Here is an 18,437-nt window from a genome sequence, read left to right on the forward strand (position 1 = left end):
TTTATTTATCTAATTTTTGTTTCTCATCGACATGAAGAGAATTTATGTTTGACTAGTATCCTAAATATTCTATTTTAGCAAAGAAAAAAGAATCTATTATTTTCCATATTCCTCCTGATTGTCCAAATACTAAGTTTTCATTTTGTTCATTTTCATATATCATCCGCAATAATATTTCTTCTACATATTCCTTTTCATTGAATAAGATAGTAATTATTACAACTATCTCGGTTATAGCTGGCGCTTTATGATCAATCGAAACTATTTCAAAATCTTTTAATTTTTTATTCTCGAAGATCTTTCTTACCCTTCCTGCTTCCTTTCCGAAGTTTACTTCTTTTGTGAAAAATGAAATTTGTTTGGCTATAGCACCATAATTATTGTTTTGCCAATTTATTAAAAAATTTATAGCATCTTTTTCAGGAGTAAAATCTTTGTAATCACCTAATGCGCCTTTTGAAGGGAAATCCTCACCTATTATTGGTTTCCTTTCTTTCCAACAGTTCATATAATTATCCATTTCTTTAAACTTCAACTGCCGTTCTTGATATTTAATAGTACTGTTTTTTAATTCAATAAGTGATTCTTTTAAATTTTGCTTTTTATTTTCTTTAGGTGGATTTTCTTTGTTTCTTTTTAGAGCTTTTGCCCAATCATTAATTGCAAATAGAGTCAGCCAAGATTTTGCAGCTACGTATTTATTACCATACGAAATATCCCTTCCATGTAGTATGCCATTTCGATATGGAAAAAATATTTCATCAGTAGTTGTGCCTTTTCTAGTTACATTTAGTATGTCTCGTAATTTCGAAAGCCCCGTACTATGTGCAGCAATAGAATCCCAAGCTGTTAAATCTGTATTTTCGGCAAAAAAACCTTTACTTTTACTTATGTCATTGACTGTGCCATCAATTATCATCAGTAGTAAAGGTATTGCTGAATAAAATTTCTTTGCTTTTGTATCTTCATAAGCCGCATTTATCAGCTCATTTCTTTTCCGAAATTCAGGTACTCCGTAGACTGACGAAACTAGCCAACTCATCTCTTCAGATGTGTAGTAATCCGCAAGTTTTTCTTCAGCAGTATTTAAGCTACCTGATTCAGCAAGCTGAATACATTCTAACATGAGGTTATGATTTATTGACTCATGAGCAATCCAGCCTAATTCACTAAAATATTTGTTAAAACTATCTGGACTTTTAGAAATTTCTTTGAACTGTTTTTCCAGATCCTCAAAATTTTCTAAAGCTCCTAAAACATTTTTAGCAGTCTTACTAAATGGCGCAAGGAGAGATGCAATTTGTTTAATTGCTTTTCCTCCTTTTATATTATTTCTAAATTCTTCAAATGAAGAATTATCTTCAATTTTATCACTCATTCGCAGGGTTTATATGCAATTAACTAATTTTAAAATTAAGAATAAAATTAAAACAAATCAAGCTATGAACTTGAACTATTAAATATTAATTTTACGCTAAACCTTTTATATATTAATTTCTATGACCGAATCCTTAAAAGCTATAATTGAGTCATCAAAAAATAATGAATTTGAAACCGAGATTACTTTAAATCAGGTTATTCAAGCTAAAAATTTGATCAATATTGAACCAAAAAATAAAATTGACCTTTTTAGTGTCATTTGCTCAATGAATCTTATTAATGCGGCTATAAAAAGTAAAAATTTTAAAGAAATGGTGTATTATGGTATGTTAAAGCCAAAGGTTTCTCAATTTTTAAAATATATTTTAGAAAATGAAAAGTTAAAATCTGAAGTCCAATTTTATATTGATAAAGCAGACAAATGCGCTTACATAGAAATTTACGATTTACAATTTGGATTTCATAATATAACAATAGATGAAAAGTTACAAAACTTTATTGAATCACCTGGTAACAATCCAAAACCTTGGAAAGGAATACGGCTTCAAAAAGTAGCGGGGGAACTATTCAACTATGCTATAAATAATAAGATCTGAAAAGAAAAAGTAATTTATAAACAATACAGCTAATTATTAAGTTTAGAAATTGCTAAGTCATCATCAATCTTCAACAATACTAAGACTAATAATTTTAAATATATAATATAAGCATGATCATGTTTCTCGGTATTTTCTGGAGTAGCTTGAGTACCGTGCAAATAACTATTTCTCAAATCCATACCATTAGTAAAATCGCTCTTATTCAAAAAGTAATTTAAATATGCTTGCTCAGGTTTTGAAAAAAGAGAAGAACCAAAATAAATCATATCTTCAGATATCATTTTTAGAACTTCCGTTTGAAAATCAGAAGGATAGTGATAATATGAACCCGCCTCGTTTTCTCTTAAATCTTTAATTATAAAAACTCTTGGTATGTTTGTTATTTGTAGAAAGCCATCATTATCTACAATTATCAACCCTTTCTCGATAAGATAATCTAATTGAGGTTTTTGATGTTCATGATAAGAATCAAATTTAACTTTTTCATTTGCAAGCAAGTCAAAAAAAGTAGTATAATTTTTCTCTAGAAAAGGCTCAACATAGGATAGACTCATTTGATCAGAGAAAAACAAATTTGAAAGAGATAAAACTTCATTACAATTATCATTAAAGTAGATATACTTGTTAATGTTTATACTAGGAATATCTTTTAATGCAGATGGTGAAGATGATATTTGAAGAAGCTCAAAATCTATGATTCCGTCCTCAACATAAAGCTTATATTGCTTTAATAAAGATTCAAATTCAGGTGCTAGAAATCTAACTTTTTCAAAATTTGAAATTGCTGATGAAACAGAAAAAGTTGCATTCTCAGCAAAATTGTACTTGTCTTGAAAAACATTTGTGAAAATAGATTGAAAGACTTTTTCCAAGGAAATATCTAATAAATTTAGCATTTGAATATAGCCGTGAATTTGTGCTTGGGAAGTCAATTCTGACAGAAAAAAACTTGTTCCAACTTTATAATCGTTTTGAGATTGAATACCCATTAGTCTTTCAATTGCCCCTATTTGGCTTCTTTTACTGACAAGATCAATTCTATTTTGTTCATCAACATACTCAAATAAATATTTAAAATTTTTAAATAAGGAATATGGATCAGTATTTTCTTTAATAAAATCTACACTATACACATAATTAACAGTATGATTAGCATCAATTGAACCTTCTTTTATTTTATCAGCACCCTCTTTAAAGCCAACAGTAACTCCATATTTAATACCTCTATTTCCAAGTAAAAATTTCTCAGTTTCGCTTTTATTCAAGCGTTTTGCTTTTAATCTCGTTTTATCATTAATTTTAAAATCATTCTTAGTTCGTACATTTTGAATCAGTTGGACATAATTTAAATTTGTATCGTTAGAATCTACATAATTGTCTATAATAAGTTCCTTATCTTCAATACTTAGGCTTTTTGGTAGAAAACTTTTCTTATGCTGAAAACTATTTTCCTTTTCATAAAAAGACAGTAAAATTTCAGCTGTTTTTGAATACATCAACAAGAAGTTCTTTATTTCGAGATCATAAAAGTTGACCAGATTTTTATGGGTCAAAAAAATGTTGATGAGATAAGGTTCATTTGAAAGAATACTTTCAAAATTGATTTTGGATATTTGATGAAATCCATTATGACTGTCAATTAACTCCCAAAATGAAACAACATAACTATGGATAATTTTTTCATGAAAACTAATTACATTTTCATCGTTTATACTAGCTATAAATTTTCCAATAATTCTATTATAGCTATTAGCTTTTTCTTTAAAATCACTAATTTCTTCCTGTGACCATTTATTTAAATATATACCGCTATCCAAATATTTTTTGATATTGTATAGCTCTAGAACGTCATTTATATCTGAATAATTTTCTTGTGTATCACTTTTAAGTTTATTTTCACCTTTAGAAAGTTGATGACCACCTGCCATATCTTCTTTTGAATAAAATACAACTCTATTTAAATCTGCGTTTCGCATACTATTGCTTATTTTTATTTGTGATAAATATACTATAGCTTCTTGTTAATACATTATGGTTTTCCGTAATAATCTCAATTTCATTAATACTAAACTTCTATCAATTCAAAAATTTTATAGTTACATTTATCTTAAAAGTGTTCTTAAGCTATCTACAGAAGTTTTTACAGTTTTATCATTCATTAGATCTTCCACTAAGAATATTGGTGCATTACTAGTTGATAAATGTATAAATGCCATTTCCTCAAAACTTAAATCTTCAATATGCTTTGATCGAAATTGTGTAGGAGCTATCATGTTAAAAGTTATTAGTAATTATTTCAAATATACGAGAAATTTCTTTTAATCATTTATAGTTTGAACGACATACAACTTACAATTTTCTGTTTTTTTTATATTTTACTTATACATATTTGTAGTCATATTCGGAGCATATATCCAATCTTACTTTATTATATCTTTTCTAAATCATATTTCATTAAATCATCCAAATCTTTTAATAGAGGATTCATTTCGAGAAACTTTTTGAACAATCTTTTTTTAGTTACCCCCCATTTGTACTTGTTCTTCATCAAGATCTTGCAGTAATTCAGTTTTTAATTTAGTATAATAAGACTGAACAGTCTTTGGATCTTTAATAGCTACTTTCGCCACGCTTTTTATAGTCATTTTTCCATGTAAACTAAAATCCCAATTTTTCATTATTTCTAAAAGCTCTGATTGAGTTTTATTTGTTCTGTCCTGATGAACTTTTTTAATATTCAATCGCCTTTTTTCAGTTGGTGTAAAATTTTTAGATGCATCATAAATAAACCTCCTTTCAGCATTCGGGATAGGTTCAACATCATTTAGGTTTTGATAAATCTTTGCTATTGTTGTCTCAATTTCACTGTTTTCAAGGGGCGGACTCATTTTACCATAGTTAACTGCGTACAAATATTTTAGTATCAAATCTTTTTCTGCTGCTTTATTCAAAGCAATTAACTGATATGCTATGCTTTTTAGGATATTTTCCCTTTCTCCTTCTAAAATTTTTCTGAATGGCACATATATTAATGAATATTCGAGTTTAGTCGTAATTCTACAAATGATTCTGCCATAAAAAGATTGAATTCGAAAGGAGCCTTGTACTTTATAGTTACCTGGTTTTAAATTGTCAAAGCTTCTATCGTATAATCTTCTTCTCATTTTCCATACAGTCCCATTTATCATACCGTTCCATGGCTCATCATAATAGTAATCCATCTGCGTTGCTTTCGCCTCCAATCTTGTCTGAGACTTCATTGTAAAATAATCTGTTCCAGAAAAGACCCATCTATCCTGAAGATCAGGATCTGATAGTATATCCCCCACTAAATCAAAACCTGCATCTCTAAAACCTACCTTTAATAAATAGATAGGATGCGGACAAGGATGCATAATATTGACGTTGAAAATATTTCCAGATCCATCAATGTAGTTTCTTTTCATTTTAGGAAGATTATTCTCAACTATACTATCATTAAAATATCCGTCAAAACTATCCCATATATCGTCAGAACCATATTTTTTGGTGAAAATTCTCGGAAAATTATAATTTGTTTGTGGCCATTTTTTCAGTACAATACCTTCCGCAAATGAATAGATATCACCGACAATTTTTTTATAGATGGAACAGCTTATTTCATATTCGCCCTCAAGAGGAAGATTTGAATTGGATATAAGAGGAGATTTTTCTTCTAAAACAATCCTTCAGTAGTTAAGTATTTCAATACATCTGTACTCATAATTATTTTTGTACAAATTTTGACAATTGCGAGCAATTGCTGTGTTACATTAAAAAAGCCTGTTAAAATAACAGGCTTCATTTTTATGCATCTTTCAATTTCCTGAGCAGATCAGGATGTTTGCACAATAATCTTAAAATCTTTCTGCTTGCAATGTGAAATTCTGATCTCAATAATTTTTCTTCCTGTGACAGATCTCCCGATTGTAAATTAGCATCTTCGAAAACATGAAAGATCATATCTTCCAATTCTTCAGGAGAATTTCCGATAATTAAATTTTGAAGTAATGTATAAACTTCGTTTTCAGCTTTAGCAGGTTGCATTAGTTCTTTTCTCATGATTTAAATCAAATTTTCGTGAGTAATAAGAACGAACAAGTTTGATATATGCTAATACAAAATTGCGCTGTATAACGTGGGTGGTAGTTTTATTTGTGTCCAAGGTTAAGTTCTTTCAATTCAAAATAGCATTTTTCACAAACAATTTTCATATCTGAATATGCCATTAAATTATCATTCCATTCTTCTTCTTTCTGTCTTATTAGTTCACAATCGTTACACCAAGCCCATAAATCATCACCTTCTTCTAGCGCCATGTTTTCCTGAGTTTGAAATAATTCTTCAAAACCAACTTTTTTTTCGCTGAGAATGTGTTTGCAAGTGAATGCTATTCTGTTTAATTTATGCTTACAACATTCTACGTAATTATCTTCCATAATTATGAATTAAATTATCTAACTTAATTTCGTTGTCGACCAGTTCTGTTATAACTAAAAACATTTTCAATTCTATGCAATACAACATAGTCAAAAAATTACCGCCAACGGTTTGGGGCTTTGCGATGGTAGGGCAATCGAAGAACTGTCGTTGAACTTTACAGTTTCGCCCCACTATTGCAAAACCGATGTTAGTGGCAGTTTTATTAATATGTTCTGCTTTCACCATCATTTGGAATAAATATTTTTTCAGAAAGTCCAATTTTTGAAATTTCATTTTTTAATTGATCTCGTGTTGTCGGGCAATGATTTACGGCTTCTAGATGATTTGCGATTACTTGATTTGGTGCATTTTTCACAAATTTCAAAATATCGTCCATTCTCATTAATAATGGTTGAAAAATATCTAATTGAGCCGTTCCACAAGCCACAACTGAAATTTCAGGTTTCAATTGTGTCAAAACGTTGTGTACGTCTTCTGTATAGATAGTATCAGCACTTAAATAAATAGACTTTTCATTTGGTAACTCAATATAAAAGCCCATTACATTTCCCATTGGTTTTGCTACAAATCCGTATCCGTGTATTGCTGGAATGCCTTGTATTTTACCATCAAAAAGAGGACTTTCTTTCCAATAATTAACTGTTTGAGATACATTTAATCCTTTTTTTCGCAATGTTTCTTCGTCCTTTATGCTACAAATAATAGGAATTTGTTTTGAGCGAAGAAAATTCTCTGCTTCTTTGTCTAAATGGTCTGGGTGTAAATGCGTTATTAAGCAATGGGTCGTCTTTTCGACTATGTGAATTGCATTATTTGGTAAATCTACAATAGGATTTCGTTGTGGCTTAAAACGGAAAAGGGTAAATGGTGGACTAGCAGTTCCTTTTTTTCCAAGCATTCGGTCTACTAAAATTACTTTTTCTCCGGTTTCAATTACCAAAGTTGCATTTCGCAAATAATGTACAGCATCCAATAAAGAAAAATGTAGATAATCAATCTTTTCTTCAATCAATTTGTCCATTAGAATGAATGTTTCTGGAAGTCCATAAATCTTTTGAGGCATTTCTTCTGGAGAAATTCTGTAACCGATTACGAAAGGATTATGAGCATATTCTGAAACTACTTTTTTCACTTCTCGAACAATTTCCAGACTAAGTCTTAATCGATTTTCTAGAGAACCTCCCCTTTGGTCATTTCTTTTATTGAAAAAAAGGAGAGATGAAATTCTGAAGTAAAAACCCGTGTGCTCAGTGAATTTCAACACCGTCAAAACCTGCTACGATTGATCTTATGGTAGTTTCTCCAAATGCTTTGATAGTAGAGAAATCACAATTCTATTTTTTAAACTAATTCCTTTATCAAATGTTAAAGGAGAGAATAATTTATTATATTTATTCATTACTTAAAATTCTTTTTTTACTAAATATTACCAGTCTTGCAAAGTTGGGCTGATAACAATATCATTCACGCTAACATTAGAGTCCTGTCGAGGTCAATTAATGAGACAACTAATAAATAGTTGTCTCATTTTTTTATCCATAAATATCTCTTTATCAAATTTTAAACAAAAAAATCCCAAATGAACGGGATTTTAATTTTTCATATTTACATTTATTTTATCTCTACAGGAACTGAGATTTTATCCCAATCCATTGTAAATCCATTACTGTTTATTTTATAAACTAAAGTTTCCTGTGTTGCTTGTAAAGCTTTTGTTTTAACATCAACACGTAAAGCATCTTTAGCTTCTTCGTATTTATAAGCGCCCCATTGTTTTGGCTCCTTGTTAAAAATCGCAGTCCAGGTTCCGGTTTCTTTAGGGATTAAGAAAAAGCTATATTTACCTGCAGAAAGCTTTTTACCCTGAACGGTAATGTCTTTATCGGTTTCGAAAGTCGTTGCTTCATTGGCTCCCGCACGCCAAACTTTACCATAAGCTTCTAAACCACCCCATATTGTACGCCCTTTAACTGAAGGACTGCTATAGGCAATTGTAATGGTTGCGTCTTTAATTTTTCCCGTTGCAGTAGCCGCAGGGCTGGCTGGTTTTTTAGTTTCCTGTGCAAATGCATTAAAGGAGATTGCCATTGTTGCAACAAGTACGGTTGCAGATTTAATCATTGTTTTCATAATATTTTTTGTTTATTGTTGTTCGTTTACGAATTTACTGCTTTCGGCTTATAAAACAATAACCCGATTGTCGAAAATATAATTACTGCCGCTGCCCCGATTACGTTTAGCCAAAGGAAAGAAACGATATCGAACTGATAAACGGCAATTACAGCAATTTCTGATAAGATTGCAGAAATAAATACAATCGCTCCGTTGACTTTTTTATAGTAAAATGCGACAAGAAAAATCCCCAATATCGGACCGTAGAAAAGAGAACCTAATACATTGACCGCTTCAATAAGGGAACCCATCTGAGTGGCAAACATAGCTACGCCGATTGAGAAAATACCCCAAGCCAAAGTGTGCAGTCGACTGTACTTCAATTCGGTTTCATCATCAGGAATTTCTTTTTTAAATATCAAATGAACATCTTTTAATGAGCAAGCGGCAAGGGAATTCAGCGCTGCGGAAATTGAACCCCAGCTGGCCAGAAAAATGACGGCGAACAGTAAACCTATCATTCCTACAGGCAGGGTATTTTTTACGAAATAAAGGAAAATATAATTGGTATCCGTTTTCTCCGCGTTGTAGTTTGAATTATTGATTGCTTCTTCTACCCTTCCGTGCAAGTCTTTTACCTGAGTTTGTGTGTTTTTAAAATCCTCTATTCTTTCTTTAAGTTGTGGAGATTGAGTTTCTTTCAATTGTAAAATTTCTTTCGATTCTTCGTTAAATTTTACTTGCAGATTCTGATGCTCTTTTTCAAAAATCGAAGCCTGTTCAGGTTGTGTTTCCTTTAGATGTTGATAAGAGCGTTCGTTAAAATAAATCGGAGCCGGTTTTAGAGAAAAGAAAGCGAAAAGCAAAGCACCGATCAGGAGAATAGCAAATTGCATCGGAATTTTAACCAATCCGTTCAACAGCAAGCCCATTTTTGCATTGGTATTGTCTTTCGCAGTAATATATCTCCCAACCTGACTCTGATCCGTACCGAAGTAAGAAAGTGCCAGAAAAAAACCACCAATTAGCCCGCTCCAAATATTGTATTTGTCTTTCCAATCGAATTCTGTGGTGATGACATTGAGCTTTCCGGATTTTCCTGCCAAATAAAGCGCATCTTTAAAACCAATTCCATTCGGCATATTTTGAATAAGTAAATACCCTGCAAAAGCCATTGTTCCCAGAATAATGAGAAACTGTAATTTTTGGGTGTGAGCGATTGCTTTTGCTCCGCCGACATAGGTATAAATCAACAGAATACCCCCTGTTAAAACATTGGTTAAGTAAATATTCCAGTTTAAAACGCTTGACAGGATGATACTCGGAGCGTAAATGCTGATACCTGTTGATAAGCCTCTCGAAAAAAGAAAAAGCAGTGAAGTAAGTACCCTTGTTTTTTTATCAAAACGGTTCTCCAGATATTCATAGGCCGTGTAAACATTTAAGCGCTGAAAAATTGGGATGAAAGTGATACAAATAACAATCATCGCCAAAGGCAAACCAAAGTAATACTGAACGAAACGCATCCCGTCTGTATACGCCTGACCAGGTGCCGAAAGAAATGTGATGGCACTAGCCTGCGTAGCCATAATACCGATCAGCACAATGTACCAAGGCATCTTGTTATCTGCTTTAAGGTATGATTCGTTGCTTTTTTGGCCACGACCGATGAATACGCCGTAAACCACTACTGCAACCAATGTAAAAATAAGAACTGTCCAATCTATAGTACTCATGCCCAAAATTTAGTAAACAAATAATAAAATGCGATCTGCAATACTAATGCAACTGCTAATAGTATGTACCAAATATTCCAATTTTTAAGTTGATTTTTCATCAGTTTTTCTGTGCAGATAAAAAGTTTAAAAATAAACGTGCCGCCCCAACATTTCCTGCAGGCAGCTGTCTGAAAAATGCCAACGGAGTATAAATAAAATTACCCTTCCCGTATTTGGCATATAAAGTTGATCCCTGCAAAGGCTGTTCACCTGTATCGTGCATTTCAAAAAGTGGTTCATACGCTGCATCCCATTGATCAGGGAAATAGGCGCCACGCTCCTGTACCCAACCTTTAAAATCATCCGCAGTAATTTTGTTCGGAAAGTTCAGTAATTTATGATTAGGATTTAAAAATTTAACCTCAGCATTTTCTTCGGTAACCCGCTTATTGGCAATCGTAAAATTATACATTCCCAATTGGTCAACCGTTGTATCTTGGTTGGTGTTATACTGCATCACCAAATTACCTCCGGCTTTTACATAAGACCATAAAAAAGGCATCCAACGACCCAACTTTTTCTCTGTGTTATTAGCACGAACACCCAATACGATAGCATCATATTGCGACAGCTTGTTTTGACTAACATTTGCTCCGGATTCATTTAAGCTGCCATAAAAATCTTCGTCTTTCAAGACATCTACCTGAATACCTGCAATGCGCAGAAACTCAGGAATGAAATCGCCCGCACCTTGTATGTAACCTACTTTTTTAACCTTCGCCTGAATATCGCCTTTCATGACAGTTACAGTTGCAGGCGTAAAATATTGTAAGGAAGGTAAATGCGGGTACTGAATTAATACCTGTTTTTTATTATAAGTAACTTCGTCTGCAATAAAATTGGCATCCAATTGCAAACGGGATGAGTTTATTGTGGCAAGCTTCGTTTTTGGAATAACGTAATCTATGGTAATATCTTTTCCATTGAGCGAACTTACATCAGCGCCGCCTAATCGTTCTCCTTTATACATAAGGTTTAGAACACCTTTATTAAAATTTTTGTTAGAATTAACTTTAAAATTTAAACTTAAATGCAAGTCTTCATTTTCTTTGGCTACATAAAGAGGTTGTGTAAATTTCAGTTCCAATGCAGGAACAATGCGCAACGCTTCTACCACATCACCACGTACCGGATCTAATTTCTTGAAAGATAAAGGAAGTTTAACCTGAAACTTTTCTGAACCTATTTTTAAATCAAGCAAAACATTCAGTGGTGATTCTGCTTCGGGCAAACCGATTAAAGTATTATTTGGAACAGAGAAAGTTGCTGCATTTGTAGGAGATTTTGCCAACCAGTAAGGTTCTGTGAGTGCTGCATCTGCAGGAATCTGAATTTTATGTTCAATGGTAATTAAAGAATCTTTTGAGAGTTTTCTGTTGAAAATTTCTGACTGATTTAACCATTTTACATTGTCTAAAACGACAGGATTTTCAGCTCTTGAAATCAGATTTAATCTGAAATTGTAGTTATCCCCTTCAACAGCTTCAGCCTGATTGGTAACTACCTCGCCCATAAACCCCGCACAGCTTAAAATGATATTGTCGAGTGCAGTAATTTTATCCTTTTTTAGATCTAAATCTTGTAGCGCCATTACCTTTTTTCGCAAAACAAGCAAAGCGGGCAAGCTCAAGTCAGGTTGATTAAAATTGAAACCGGAAATAATTTTGTCCAGTGAATTGTCAATATCTGTGTTTCCTTTTGTAGTCCATGTTTTAACTATTCCATCAAAAAGTGTTGCTTTTGCTGGCTCACCGGCAACGTGACTAAAATATTCAGTTTTGATCCCGGCTACAGACTGTGTTCCCGCACCCTGACTTTTATGTAAACTTCTGCTTAATCCTGCCAATTCACCATAGCCCATTCCCAATTGCGCATCATATTGCCCAACGGTAACTTTCAATTGATTTTCAGCTGTAGTATTGACCGCGCCAAATCGGAAAGTATTCCACAATACGCGTTTTGGCTGCCATATAGTAACATATTTTAGTTGATTTGGAAAAGCTGTTTTATCGCCTGCCAGCTTAAAAGCTTTTTCCGCAACCACAGCCGAAGCTGCATGTTGTCCGTGACCTGCCGCAGCAGTAGGAGGAAAACGACAAATGATCACATCAGGACGGAATTTACGGATGACCCAAACTACGTCAGCGATAATGCTGTCTTCATTCCATTGTTTAAAGGTATCGGTCGTATTTTTAGAGAATCCGAAATCAATCGCCCGAGTAAAAAACTGCTGGGCGCCGTCTAACTTTCTTGCCTCTAAAAGCTCATGCGTTCTGATTAAACCCAATGCTGCCCCCTGCTCTGTGCCTAATAAATTCTGACCACCATCACCTCTGGTTAAAGACAAATAGCCCGTTTCTACATTTTGATCGTTGATTAACCAAGATAGCAACCCTGTATTTTCATCATCAGGATGAGCCGCAAGATATAAAACTTTAGGCAGTTGTTTCAGTGTTTTGAGTTCGCGGTAAATTTCAGATGATTTTGAGGGCCGAACCTGTTGGGCCGAACAAAAAACCGAAAAAAAGCCAAGGATAAATACAATGATTACTTTTTTGAACATTTGAATTTGCTTTTCGGGGCAAATATAAGTAAATCGTTTTTCTTTCAACCTTAAAAGAAAAGCAATGAGCAACTCAAAACATTCTATTATATTCTTCGTAAAATCTTTGTGTGAAGGTAAAAGACAATCAAAGCAAAATAAAGATCAACTATGTTAATTTCTATTGTTTTTAATGCTTAAAATTAAATCGCAAGAAGTTTCACCTATAAGAAAATTATCGGATAAAAACAGGTTTATAATTCTTATTTAATTTGACTCAGACGAACCAGGTCATTGATAAACGTGTTTGAAAATATACTCGTCTTGGTCACAAAACCGACATTTGAAGTTTCAACTCTCGTATGTCGGTTGTTTTTATTTTTTAATCCACTATTTCTTTCAATGAGACGACTTCTCCTTACTTTTAATACTTCGCACATCTTCGCGGCAGGAAACACACTAGCATATTCTTGATAAGTTTATACTTTGTGTCTCCTCCCCCAAAAAGATGCCTGCGACCTTTTTTAAAATACCTCGTTCAAGCTTTGTTTCTTCACAAATTTTTTCTGATCTTTTTCATACTCTTAAATATTTAGAGTATGAGAATCATTCCCTAACAAAGGGTAAAATTATAATCTATCAAACTAATGATAGCTAAATGCCAAATAAAATTATCGTAAAACTGAATGTTTCTTTTTATTTGGAAAGACTTCTGTCATAACTTTGGCAATTCTTTCTCTCTCATTATCCGATAAATTAGATCCTGAAGGTAGACATAAGCTATTTCCAAACAGGTTTTCAGCTACTTTTCCGCCATAATACGGTGCATCCTGGAATATTGGCTGCAGATGCATTGGCTTCCAGATAGGTCTGGACTCGATGCCTTCTTCCAGAAATGACAAACGCAAATCTTCACAAGTACGTAATGTCTTTGTTTCATCTATTGTAATAACAGATAGCCAGTGATTACTATAAAAATCAGCACTTGGCTCTGAAAACAAATCTACTCCGTCTATATCTTTACAGATCTCTGCATAAAACTTATGCATCTTTCTACGGCCTTGTACTCTATCATTCAAGACTTCCATTTGTCCTCTTCCGATACCTGCACTGATATTACTCATTCTGTAATTATACCCTATCTGAGAATGCTGATAATGTGGAGCATCATCCCTGGCCTGTGTAGAGAGAAATACCGCCTGATCCTTATCTTCCTGAGAGTGACATACCAATGCACCACCTCCTGAAGTAGTAATAATTTTATTACCATTGAATGATAAAATACCGAAATATCCGAAAGTACCACAAGCTTTTCCTTTATATTTGGAACCTAATGATTCGGCAGCATCCTCAATTAAGGGAATGTTGTATTCTCTGGCAACTGATAAAATTTCATCCATTTTTGCCGGCATCCCGTAAAGATGAACTACGATAATCGCTTTCGGTTTTTTTCCTTTTGCAATTCTATCTTCGATGGCTTCCTTTAAAGCTACCGGGCACATATTCCATGTATCTTTTTCTGAGTCTATAAAGACAGGAGTAGCTCCAAGATAGGCAATAGGATTGGCAGAGGCAGAAAATGTCATAGACTGACAGATCACCTCATCACCATGACCAACATTGCATTCGATTAACGCAAGATGTAAAGCGGCAGTTCCTGCAGAAAGTGCAGCTACTTTTACATTTTCATTTAAGAACATTTCCAAATCTTGTTCAAAACCATCAACATTTGGTCCTAAAGGCGCTATCCAATTTGTGTCAAAAGCCTCATTAATGTACTTCAATTCGTTTCCTCCCATATGGGGAGAGGATAACCAAACTTTTGATTTCATATTTTACTCTTCTAAATTTTTAAACTTCTACTTTTTATTATTTTACCGGGGTTGCCTACTACCGTACAACCATCCGGGATATCACTGATGATGACAGATCCGGCACCAATCGTACACCATTTTCCGATGTTTATCCCTTGTATGACATTCACCCCAATTCCAATATGGGTTCCTTCACCGACATGTACTCCTCCGGCCAATGCAGCATTCGGGGATATGTGTACAAAATCTTCGATGATACAATCGTGATCGATAGAAGCGTTTGTATTGATAATACAGTGCTTTCCTATCTTTACTACTGCATTTATAGTAACACCGGGCATCACGATAGTTCCTTCTCCCATCTTTACTCTTTTAGACACAATCGCCTTTGGATGAAGGAGTGTCATATAGTTGAACAGCTGATCCTGATCAACAATACTTTTTCTCACTCTGTTATTGCCTATAGAAATAAGTACTTCTATATCATGTGACGGAATTTCGTGAAGAACAGTATAATTCAGCACTTTATCTTCCGACAGATATTCATCGATGTAAGCATCAATTTTATACCCGCATTCTTCAGCGACTTCCGCCACTACTTTACCATGACCACTTGCTCCGTATAAATACATATTCTATCTACATTTAATTTAAATTAATTATTTCCCTTGAAAGCTTCTACCGTAGCTTGTTGCGCTTGGTTTATGCCTTCTTTTTTTATTACTTTTTTTAAAGTAAGGAACATCACTTTGCAATCTGTTGCAAACGATACATTATCTATGTACCAAATATCTAATTCAAATTTCATCGTCCAGGAAATGGCATTTCTACCATTCACCTGCGCCCAGCCTGTGATCCCCGGACGTATATTGTGTCTTCTTTTCTGAGATTCATTATATAAAGGAAGATATTGCGGCAACAGAGGTCTCGGACCTATCAGCGCCATGTCTCCTTTCAATACATTTATCAATTGTGGAAGCTCATCCAGGGAAGTCTGACGTATAAAACTTCCTATAGGTGTTAAGCGTTCCGAATCAGGGAGATAATTGCCCTGTACGTCTTTTTTGTCATTCATTGTCTTAAACTTGATGATATTGAATATCTTCTCGTTTAAGCCCGGTCGTGCCTGAACAAAGAATGGTTTACCCTGATTTGCGAAATACAGTAAGATCGTGACTACAATAAAAACAGGTGATAATACCATAAGTGCTGTTAATGCAATCAGAAAATCTATAACTCTTTTAAAAAAAAATTTATACACGAAAGTCTTTTTCTTTAATTAGTTTTTTATATTCACTCAATATGGCATTCCAAACTTCTGATTGCTCGTAACGAGATTCAATCATTGGTCGGGCATTCATTTTTAATTTTTTGTAATACTCTGTATCCGATTTCATTCTTTCCATTGCTTCGCTAAGCTTTTCACTATTTTTAACCGGAACTATCACTCCATTTTCACCTTCCACAATAATTTCGTTGCATCCGTTGATATCAGAAACTATACTTGGTAATCCCATTGCTCCCGCCTGCATCACTACATTTGGAAAGCCTTCACGATAACTTGGAAAAGCCAATACATCAGAAATCGCGAAATAAGGGCGAACATCCTTCTGAAAACCTGCATCTATAATGTCAAGATTGTTCTTAATTTCATTTAAAATATCTTCTGGCAACGGGTCTAATTCCTGTTCCAAAGGACCAACCAATAATAATTTAAATCGATGCTCTGCATTTTTTGTCTTATTTAGAAGAGAAAAAGCTTTAACCAATTCATTAATTCCTTTATCTCCCACCAAACGACCTACAAATACAAAAACAAAGTCTCCATTTTTAATATTTAATTCTTGCCTTAAAAGCTCCTTCTGAGCTTCGGAAACCTGGTCGGGTGAAAAATGTTCCAGATCAATCCCATTCACATTGCCATTCCCGATAACTTTTAAAGACTTTGAAGTTATTTTGTAATTAATTAAATCTTTTTTCACTCCTTCACCTTCCGGATAAATATGGGTGGCAGCCGAACATAATAACTGATCCATACCAATAAGAAGTTTCTTCACCGGCCCCTTCCTTGTGGGGAAAATAAGCCCAGTAAATGTGTGTATTCTTATAGGTACTCCCGCCATTTTCCCTGAAAGCATCGTTAAAAGCCCTGCTTTAGGCGTTATGGAATGTACAATGACCGGTTTTTCTTTTTTTAAAATTTTATATAATTTATAGAGTGAAGTCAAATCTTTTAAAGGGCTGATTCCCCTTTCCATATTTACTTCAATCGTTTTTATCCCTTCTCTCTGTTTTACTTCATCAAGCAATTGACCTTCAGAAGATATTCCTACAATATCATAAAATTCACTTAAGAACTTCAGTTGTCCTTTTAATAAAACATTTAAAGACAATGGTATTGTTGATGTCCGAACTATTTTCATATTAATACAAGGATTGAATATCTTTTATTAACCTGTTTCTACTGTCTGTCACCAAACTCATTGACTGATCCAACTGTGATTTTATAGTGTCATATTCTGAAATGGCCTTATCAAACATAGTAATCAGCAAATCCGACTGTACATCCTGAATCTGAACCACGTAATCATCCAAATTAAAATCTCCCATGATACCCAAAGCCTTATTACCACCGTATCCGATCGCAATGGAAGGAACTAAAGATGTCAATGAAAAGATAATCGAGTGAAAACGCGTTCCTATGAAGAAATAAAAGTTGGAATACAGTGCTTTCAATGTATCGCAAGGTAAATTTTCATTAATCCAGATGATATTCGGATCCTGAACCTTTTCAAGCAAATCTTTGATGGCGTTACGGTCGTCTTCATGAGAATTTGGTCCTAATGACTGATTACATAAAGCGACTTTGTATCCTTTACTCAACATATGTTTTGTAAGATCAACAACCGAGTCGATGTATTTTTTGTATAACCCTTCAGGATTTGATAAGCCAGGAAAACGCCAAGGCCTGATCGTAACTCCGACAATCTTATCTTCTGTTGTTAAATTATATTTCTCTAAAATCTTCAAAGCTTCTTCCTGACTTCCTTTTTCCAAGAAAAAACCAAGATCCATTTCTACAGGGATATTTTTTTCTAATAATTCTCCTAAACTTTTGGATGAAACATTCTCACGCGCATAAACTAAGTCCAGTTGATTGAATACTGTACGAACTTGTTGTTTCACCGTTAATCCTATAAACGGTCCATACGAATTAGGTAAAAAGACAACTTTCTTCCCTAATGCCTTCGCCAGTCTTACATAGAATAAAAAATACCACATTAAATAAGGCGCCGTTTTCTCACCATAAGCATGAATAAAACCTCCACCTTTTACAAAAATGGTTTTTGCATCATGAAACTGTTTTACCGTCTGATAGGTTTTATCATCAAAGTTTTTCTTAACTTTTTCAAGATCATTGCAGATTTTAATTAAATGTCTTGTATTCTTAAAATCCATTCCTGCATTTCTGATCTGCTTTAAAAGTTCAAATTTTGACTCTTTAATATGCTCTCCAGATTTATGCTGCCCTCTGCGGGGGTGTTTTAAAATATTATTTAATAATTTAAAGCCGTGTTCTTCAGACTGTTTGCACAACAATGCTCTTTCTTCTGCATTATCACCGGCATCCAAAATATATACCTCGTCATAAAGCCCGGTATCTTTGGCCAACCTCCAGCTTTCCCAGACCAATGCCTGATCACCTTTATTCAAATCTGTTACTCCGGGTACTATTATAGCATTATTCATT

The 18,437-nt window shown here is 33.7% G+C and carries 15 protein-coding genes; 1 reads left to right on the forward strand and 14 read right to left on the reverse strand.

The features are described from left to right. Window positions 1-52: 52 nt before the first annotated feature. The gene (locus EG348_RS21250; RefSeq protein ID WP_123984923.1) at window positions 53-1,378 is read right to left on the reverse strand and encodes a zinc chelation protein SecC; all 1,326 of its coding nucleotides are present in this window, start codon (window positions 1,376-1,378) and stop codon (window positions 53-55) included. A 121-nt stretch (window positions 1,379-1,499) separates the two neighbouring features. Here EG348_RS21250 and EG348_RS21255 point away from each other — a divergent pair, with 121 nt between their 5' ends. Next, window positions 1,500-1,976, forward strand: a complete 477-nt coding sequence (locus EG348_RS21255) for a hypothetical protein (protein WP_123984924.1) — start codon at window positions 1,500-1,502, stop codon at window positions 1,974-1,976. A gap of 29 nt (window positions 1,977-2,005) precedes the next feature. Here the strand turns inward: EG348_RS21255 and EG348_RS21260 are convergent, their stop codons facing one another. The 13 genes from EG348_RS21260 to EG348_RS21320 all read right to left on the reverse strand — a co-directional run bounded on the left by EG348_RS21260 (window position 2,006) and on the right by EG348_RS21320 (window position 18,436). Continuing rightward, window positions 2,006-3,955: a hypothetical protein gene (locus EG348_RS21260; protein WP_123984925.1), complete on the reverse strand. Its 1,950-nt coding sequence runs from the start codon at window positions 3,953-3,955 to the stop codon at window positions 2,006-2,008. Between the two features lie 540 nt (window positions 3,956-4,495). Beyond that, window positions 4,496-5,425 (reverse strand): hypothetical protein, encoded by a 930-nt coding sequence (locus EG348_RS21265; protein WP_123984926.1) that lies wholly within the window; start codon window positions 5,423-5,425, stop codon window positions 4,496-4,498. Window positions 5,426-5,804: 379 nt separating this feature from the next. After that, window positions 5,805-6,059, reverse strand: coding sequence for a hypothetical protein (locus EG348_RS21270; protein WP_123984927.1), 255 nt, complete (start codon window positions 6,057-6,059; stop codon window positions 5,805-5,807). Window positions 6,060-6,148: 89 nt separating this feature from the next. Continuing rightward, a complete protein-coding gene (locus tag EG348_RS21275; RefSeq protein WP_123984928.1) occupies window positions 6,149-6,436 on the reverse strand; it encodes a hypothetical protein in 288 nt (95 codons plus the stop codon). Window positions 6,437-6,642: 206 nt separating this feature from the next. After that, window positions 6,643-7,704 carry an MBL fold metallo-hydrolase gene (locus EG348_RS21280; RefSeq protein ID WP_228414886.1) on the reverse strand — a complete coding sequence of 354 codons (1,062 nt, stop codon included), beginning with the start codon at window positions 7,702-7,704 and terminating at the stop codon, window positions 6,643-6,645. A 347-nt stretch (window positions 7,705-8,051) separates the two neighbouring features. After that, a complete protein-coding gene (locus EG348_RS21285; protein ID WP_123984930.1) occupies window positions 8,052-8,570 on the reverse strand; it encodes a DUF2911 domain-containing protein in 519 nt (172 codons plus the stop codon). A gap of 26 nt (window positions 8,571-8,596) precedes the next feature. Continuing rightward, a complete protein-coding gene (locus tag EG348_RS21290) occupies window positions 8,597-10,288 on the reverse strand; it encodes a sodium:solute symporter (protein WP_123984931.1) in 1,692 nt (563 codons plus the stop codon). Window positions 10,289-10,388: 100 nt separating this feature from the next. Beyond that, window positions 10,389-12,893: a PIG-L family deacetylase gene (locus EG348_RS21295; protein ID WP_123984932.1), complete on the reverse strand. Its 2,505-nt coding sequence runs from the start codon at window positions 12,891-12,893 to the stop codon at window positions 10,389-10,391. 650 nt (window positions 12,894-13,543) lie between these two features. Further along, window positions 13,544-14,704 (reverse strand): aminotransferase class I/II-fold pyridoxal phosphate-dependent enzyme, encoded by a 1,161-nt coding sequence (locus EG348_RS21300; protein ID WP_123984933.1) that lies wholly within the window; start codon window positions 14,702-14,704, stop codon window positions 13,544-13,546. Between the two features lie 11 nt (window positions 14,705-14,715). After that, window positions 14,716-15,318: an acetyltransferase gene (locus EG348_RS21305; RefSeq protein ID WP_123984934.1), complete on the reverse strand. Its 603-nt coding sequence runs from the start codon at window positions 15,316-15,318 to the stop codon at window positions 14,716-14,718. Between the two features lie 23 nt (window positions 15,319-15,341). Next, window positions 15,342-15,947, reverse strand: a complete 606-nt coding sequence (locus EG348_RS21310) for a sugar transferase (RefSeq protein WP_123984935.1) — start codon at window positions 15,945-15,947, stop codon at window positions 15,342-15,344. After that, a complete protein-coding gene (locus EG348_RS21315; RefSeq protein WP_123984936.1) occupies window positions 15,940-17,109 on the reverse strand; it encodes a glycosyltransferase family 4 protein in 1,170 nt (389 codons plus the stop codon). The genes EG348_RS21310 and EG348_RS21315 overlap by 8 nt, the downstream gene beginning before the upstream one ends. A 1-nt stretch (window position 17,110) precedes the next feature. Further along, complete coding sequence (locus EG348_RS21320; protein ID WP_123984937.1) at window positions 17,111-18,436, reverse strand: polysaccharide pyruvyl transferase family protein; 1,326 nt, start codon at window positions 18,434-18,436, stop codon at window positions 17,111-17,113. Window position 18,437 lies beyond the last annotated feature (1 nt).

The sequence above is a fragment of the Chryseobacterium sp. G0201 genome (assembly GCF_003815655.1).
GTDB lineage: Bacteria > Bacteroidota > Bacteroidia > Flavobacteriales > Weeksellaceae > Chryseobacterium.

Excerpts from the sequence above, each read along its gene's own strand:
- EG348_RS21265 (WP_123984926.1), bottom strand. The coding sequence starts at position 5,425 with ATGAAAAGAAACTACATTGATGGATCTGGAAATATTTTCAACGTCAAT.
- EG348_RS21300 (WP_123984933.1), bottom strand. The coding sequence starts at position 14,704 with ATGAAATCAAAAGTTTGGTTATCCTCTCCCCATATGGGAGGAAACGAA.
- EG348_RS21290 (WP_123984931.1), bottom strand. The coding sequence starts at position 10,288 with ATGAGTACTATAGATTGGACAGTTCTTATTTTTACATTGGTTGCAGTA.
- EG348_RS21295 (WP_123984932.1), bottom strand. The coding sequence starts at position 12,893 with ATGTTCAAAAAAGTAATCATTGTATTTATCCTTGGCTTTTTTTCGGTT.
- EG348_RS21270 (WP_123984927.1), bottom strand. The coding sequence starts at position 6,059 with ATGAGAAAAGAACTAATGCAACCTGCTAAAGCTGAAAACGAAGTTTAT.
- EG348_RS21285 (WP_123984930.1), bottom strand. The coding sequence starts at position 8,570 with ATGAAAACAATGATTAAATCTGCAACCGTACTTGTTGCAACAATGGCA.
- EG348_RS21255 (WP_123984924.1), top strand. The coding sequence starts at position 1,500 with ATGACCGAATCCTTAAAAGCTATAATTGAGTCATCAAAAAATAATGAA.
- EG348_RS21305 (WP_123984934.1), bottom strand. The coding sequence starts at position 15,318 with ATGTATTTATACGGAGCAAGTGGTCATGGTAAAGTAGTGGCGGAAGTC.
- EG348_RS21320 (WP_123984937.1), bottom strand. The coding sequence starts at position 18,436 with ATGAATAATGCTATAATAGTACCCGGAGTAACAGATTTGAATAAAGGT.
- EG348_RS21315 (WP_123984936.1), bottom strand. The coding sequence starts at position 17,109 with ATGAAAATAGTTCGGACATCAACAATACCATTGTCTTTAAATGTTTTA.
- EG348_RS21275 (WP_123984928.1), bottom strand. The coding sequence starts at position 6,436 with ATGGAAGATAATTACGTAGAATGTTGTAAGCATAAATTAAACAGAATA.
- EG348_RS21260 (WP_123984925.1), bottom strand. The coding sequence starts at position 3,955 with ATGCGAAACGCAGATTTAAATAGAGTTGTATTTTATTCAAAAGAAGAT.
- EG348_RS21250 (WP_123984923.1), bottom strand. The coding sequence starts at position 1,378 with ATGAGTGATAAAATTGAAGATAATTCTTCATTTGAAGAATTTAGAAAT.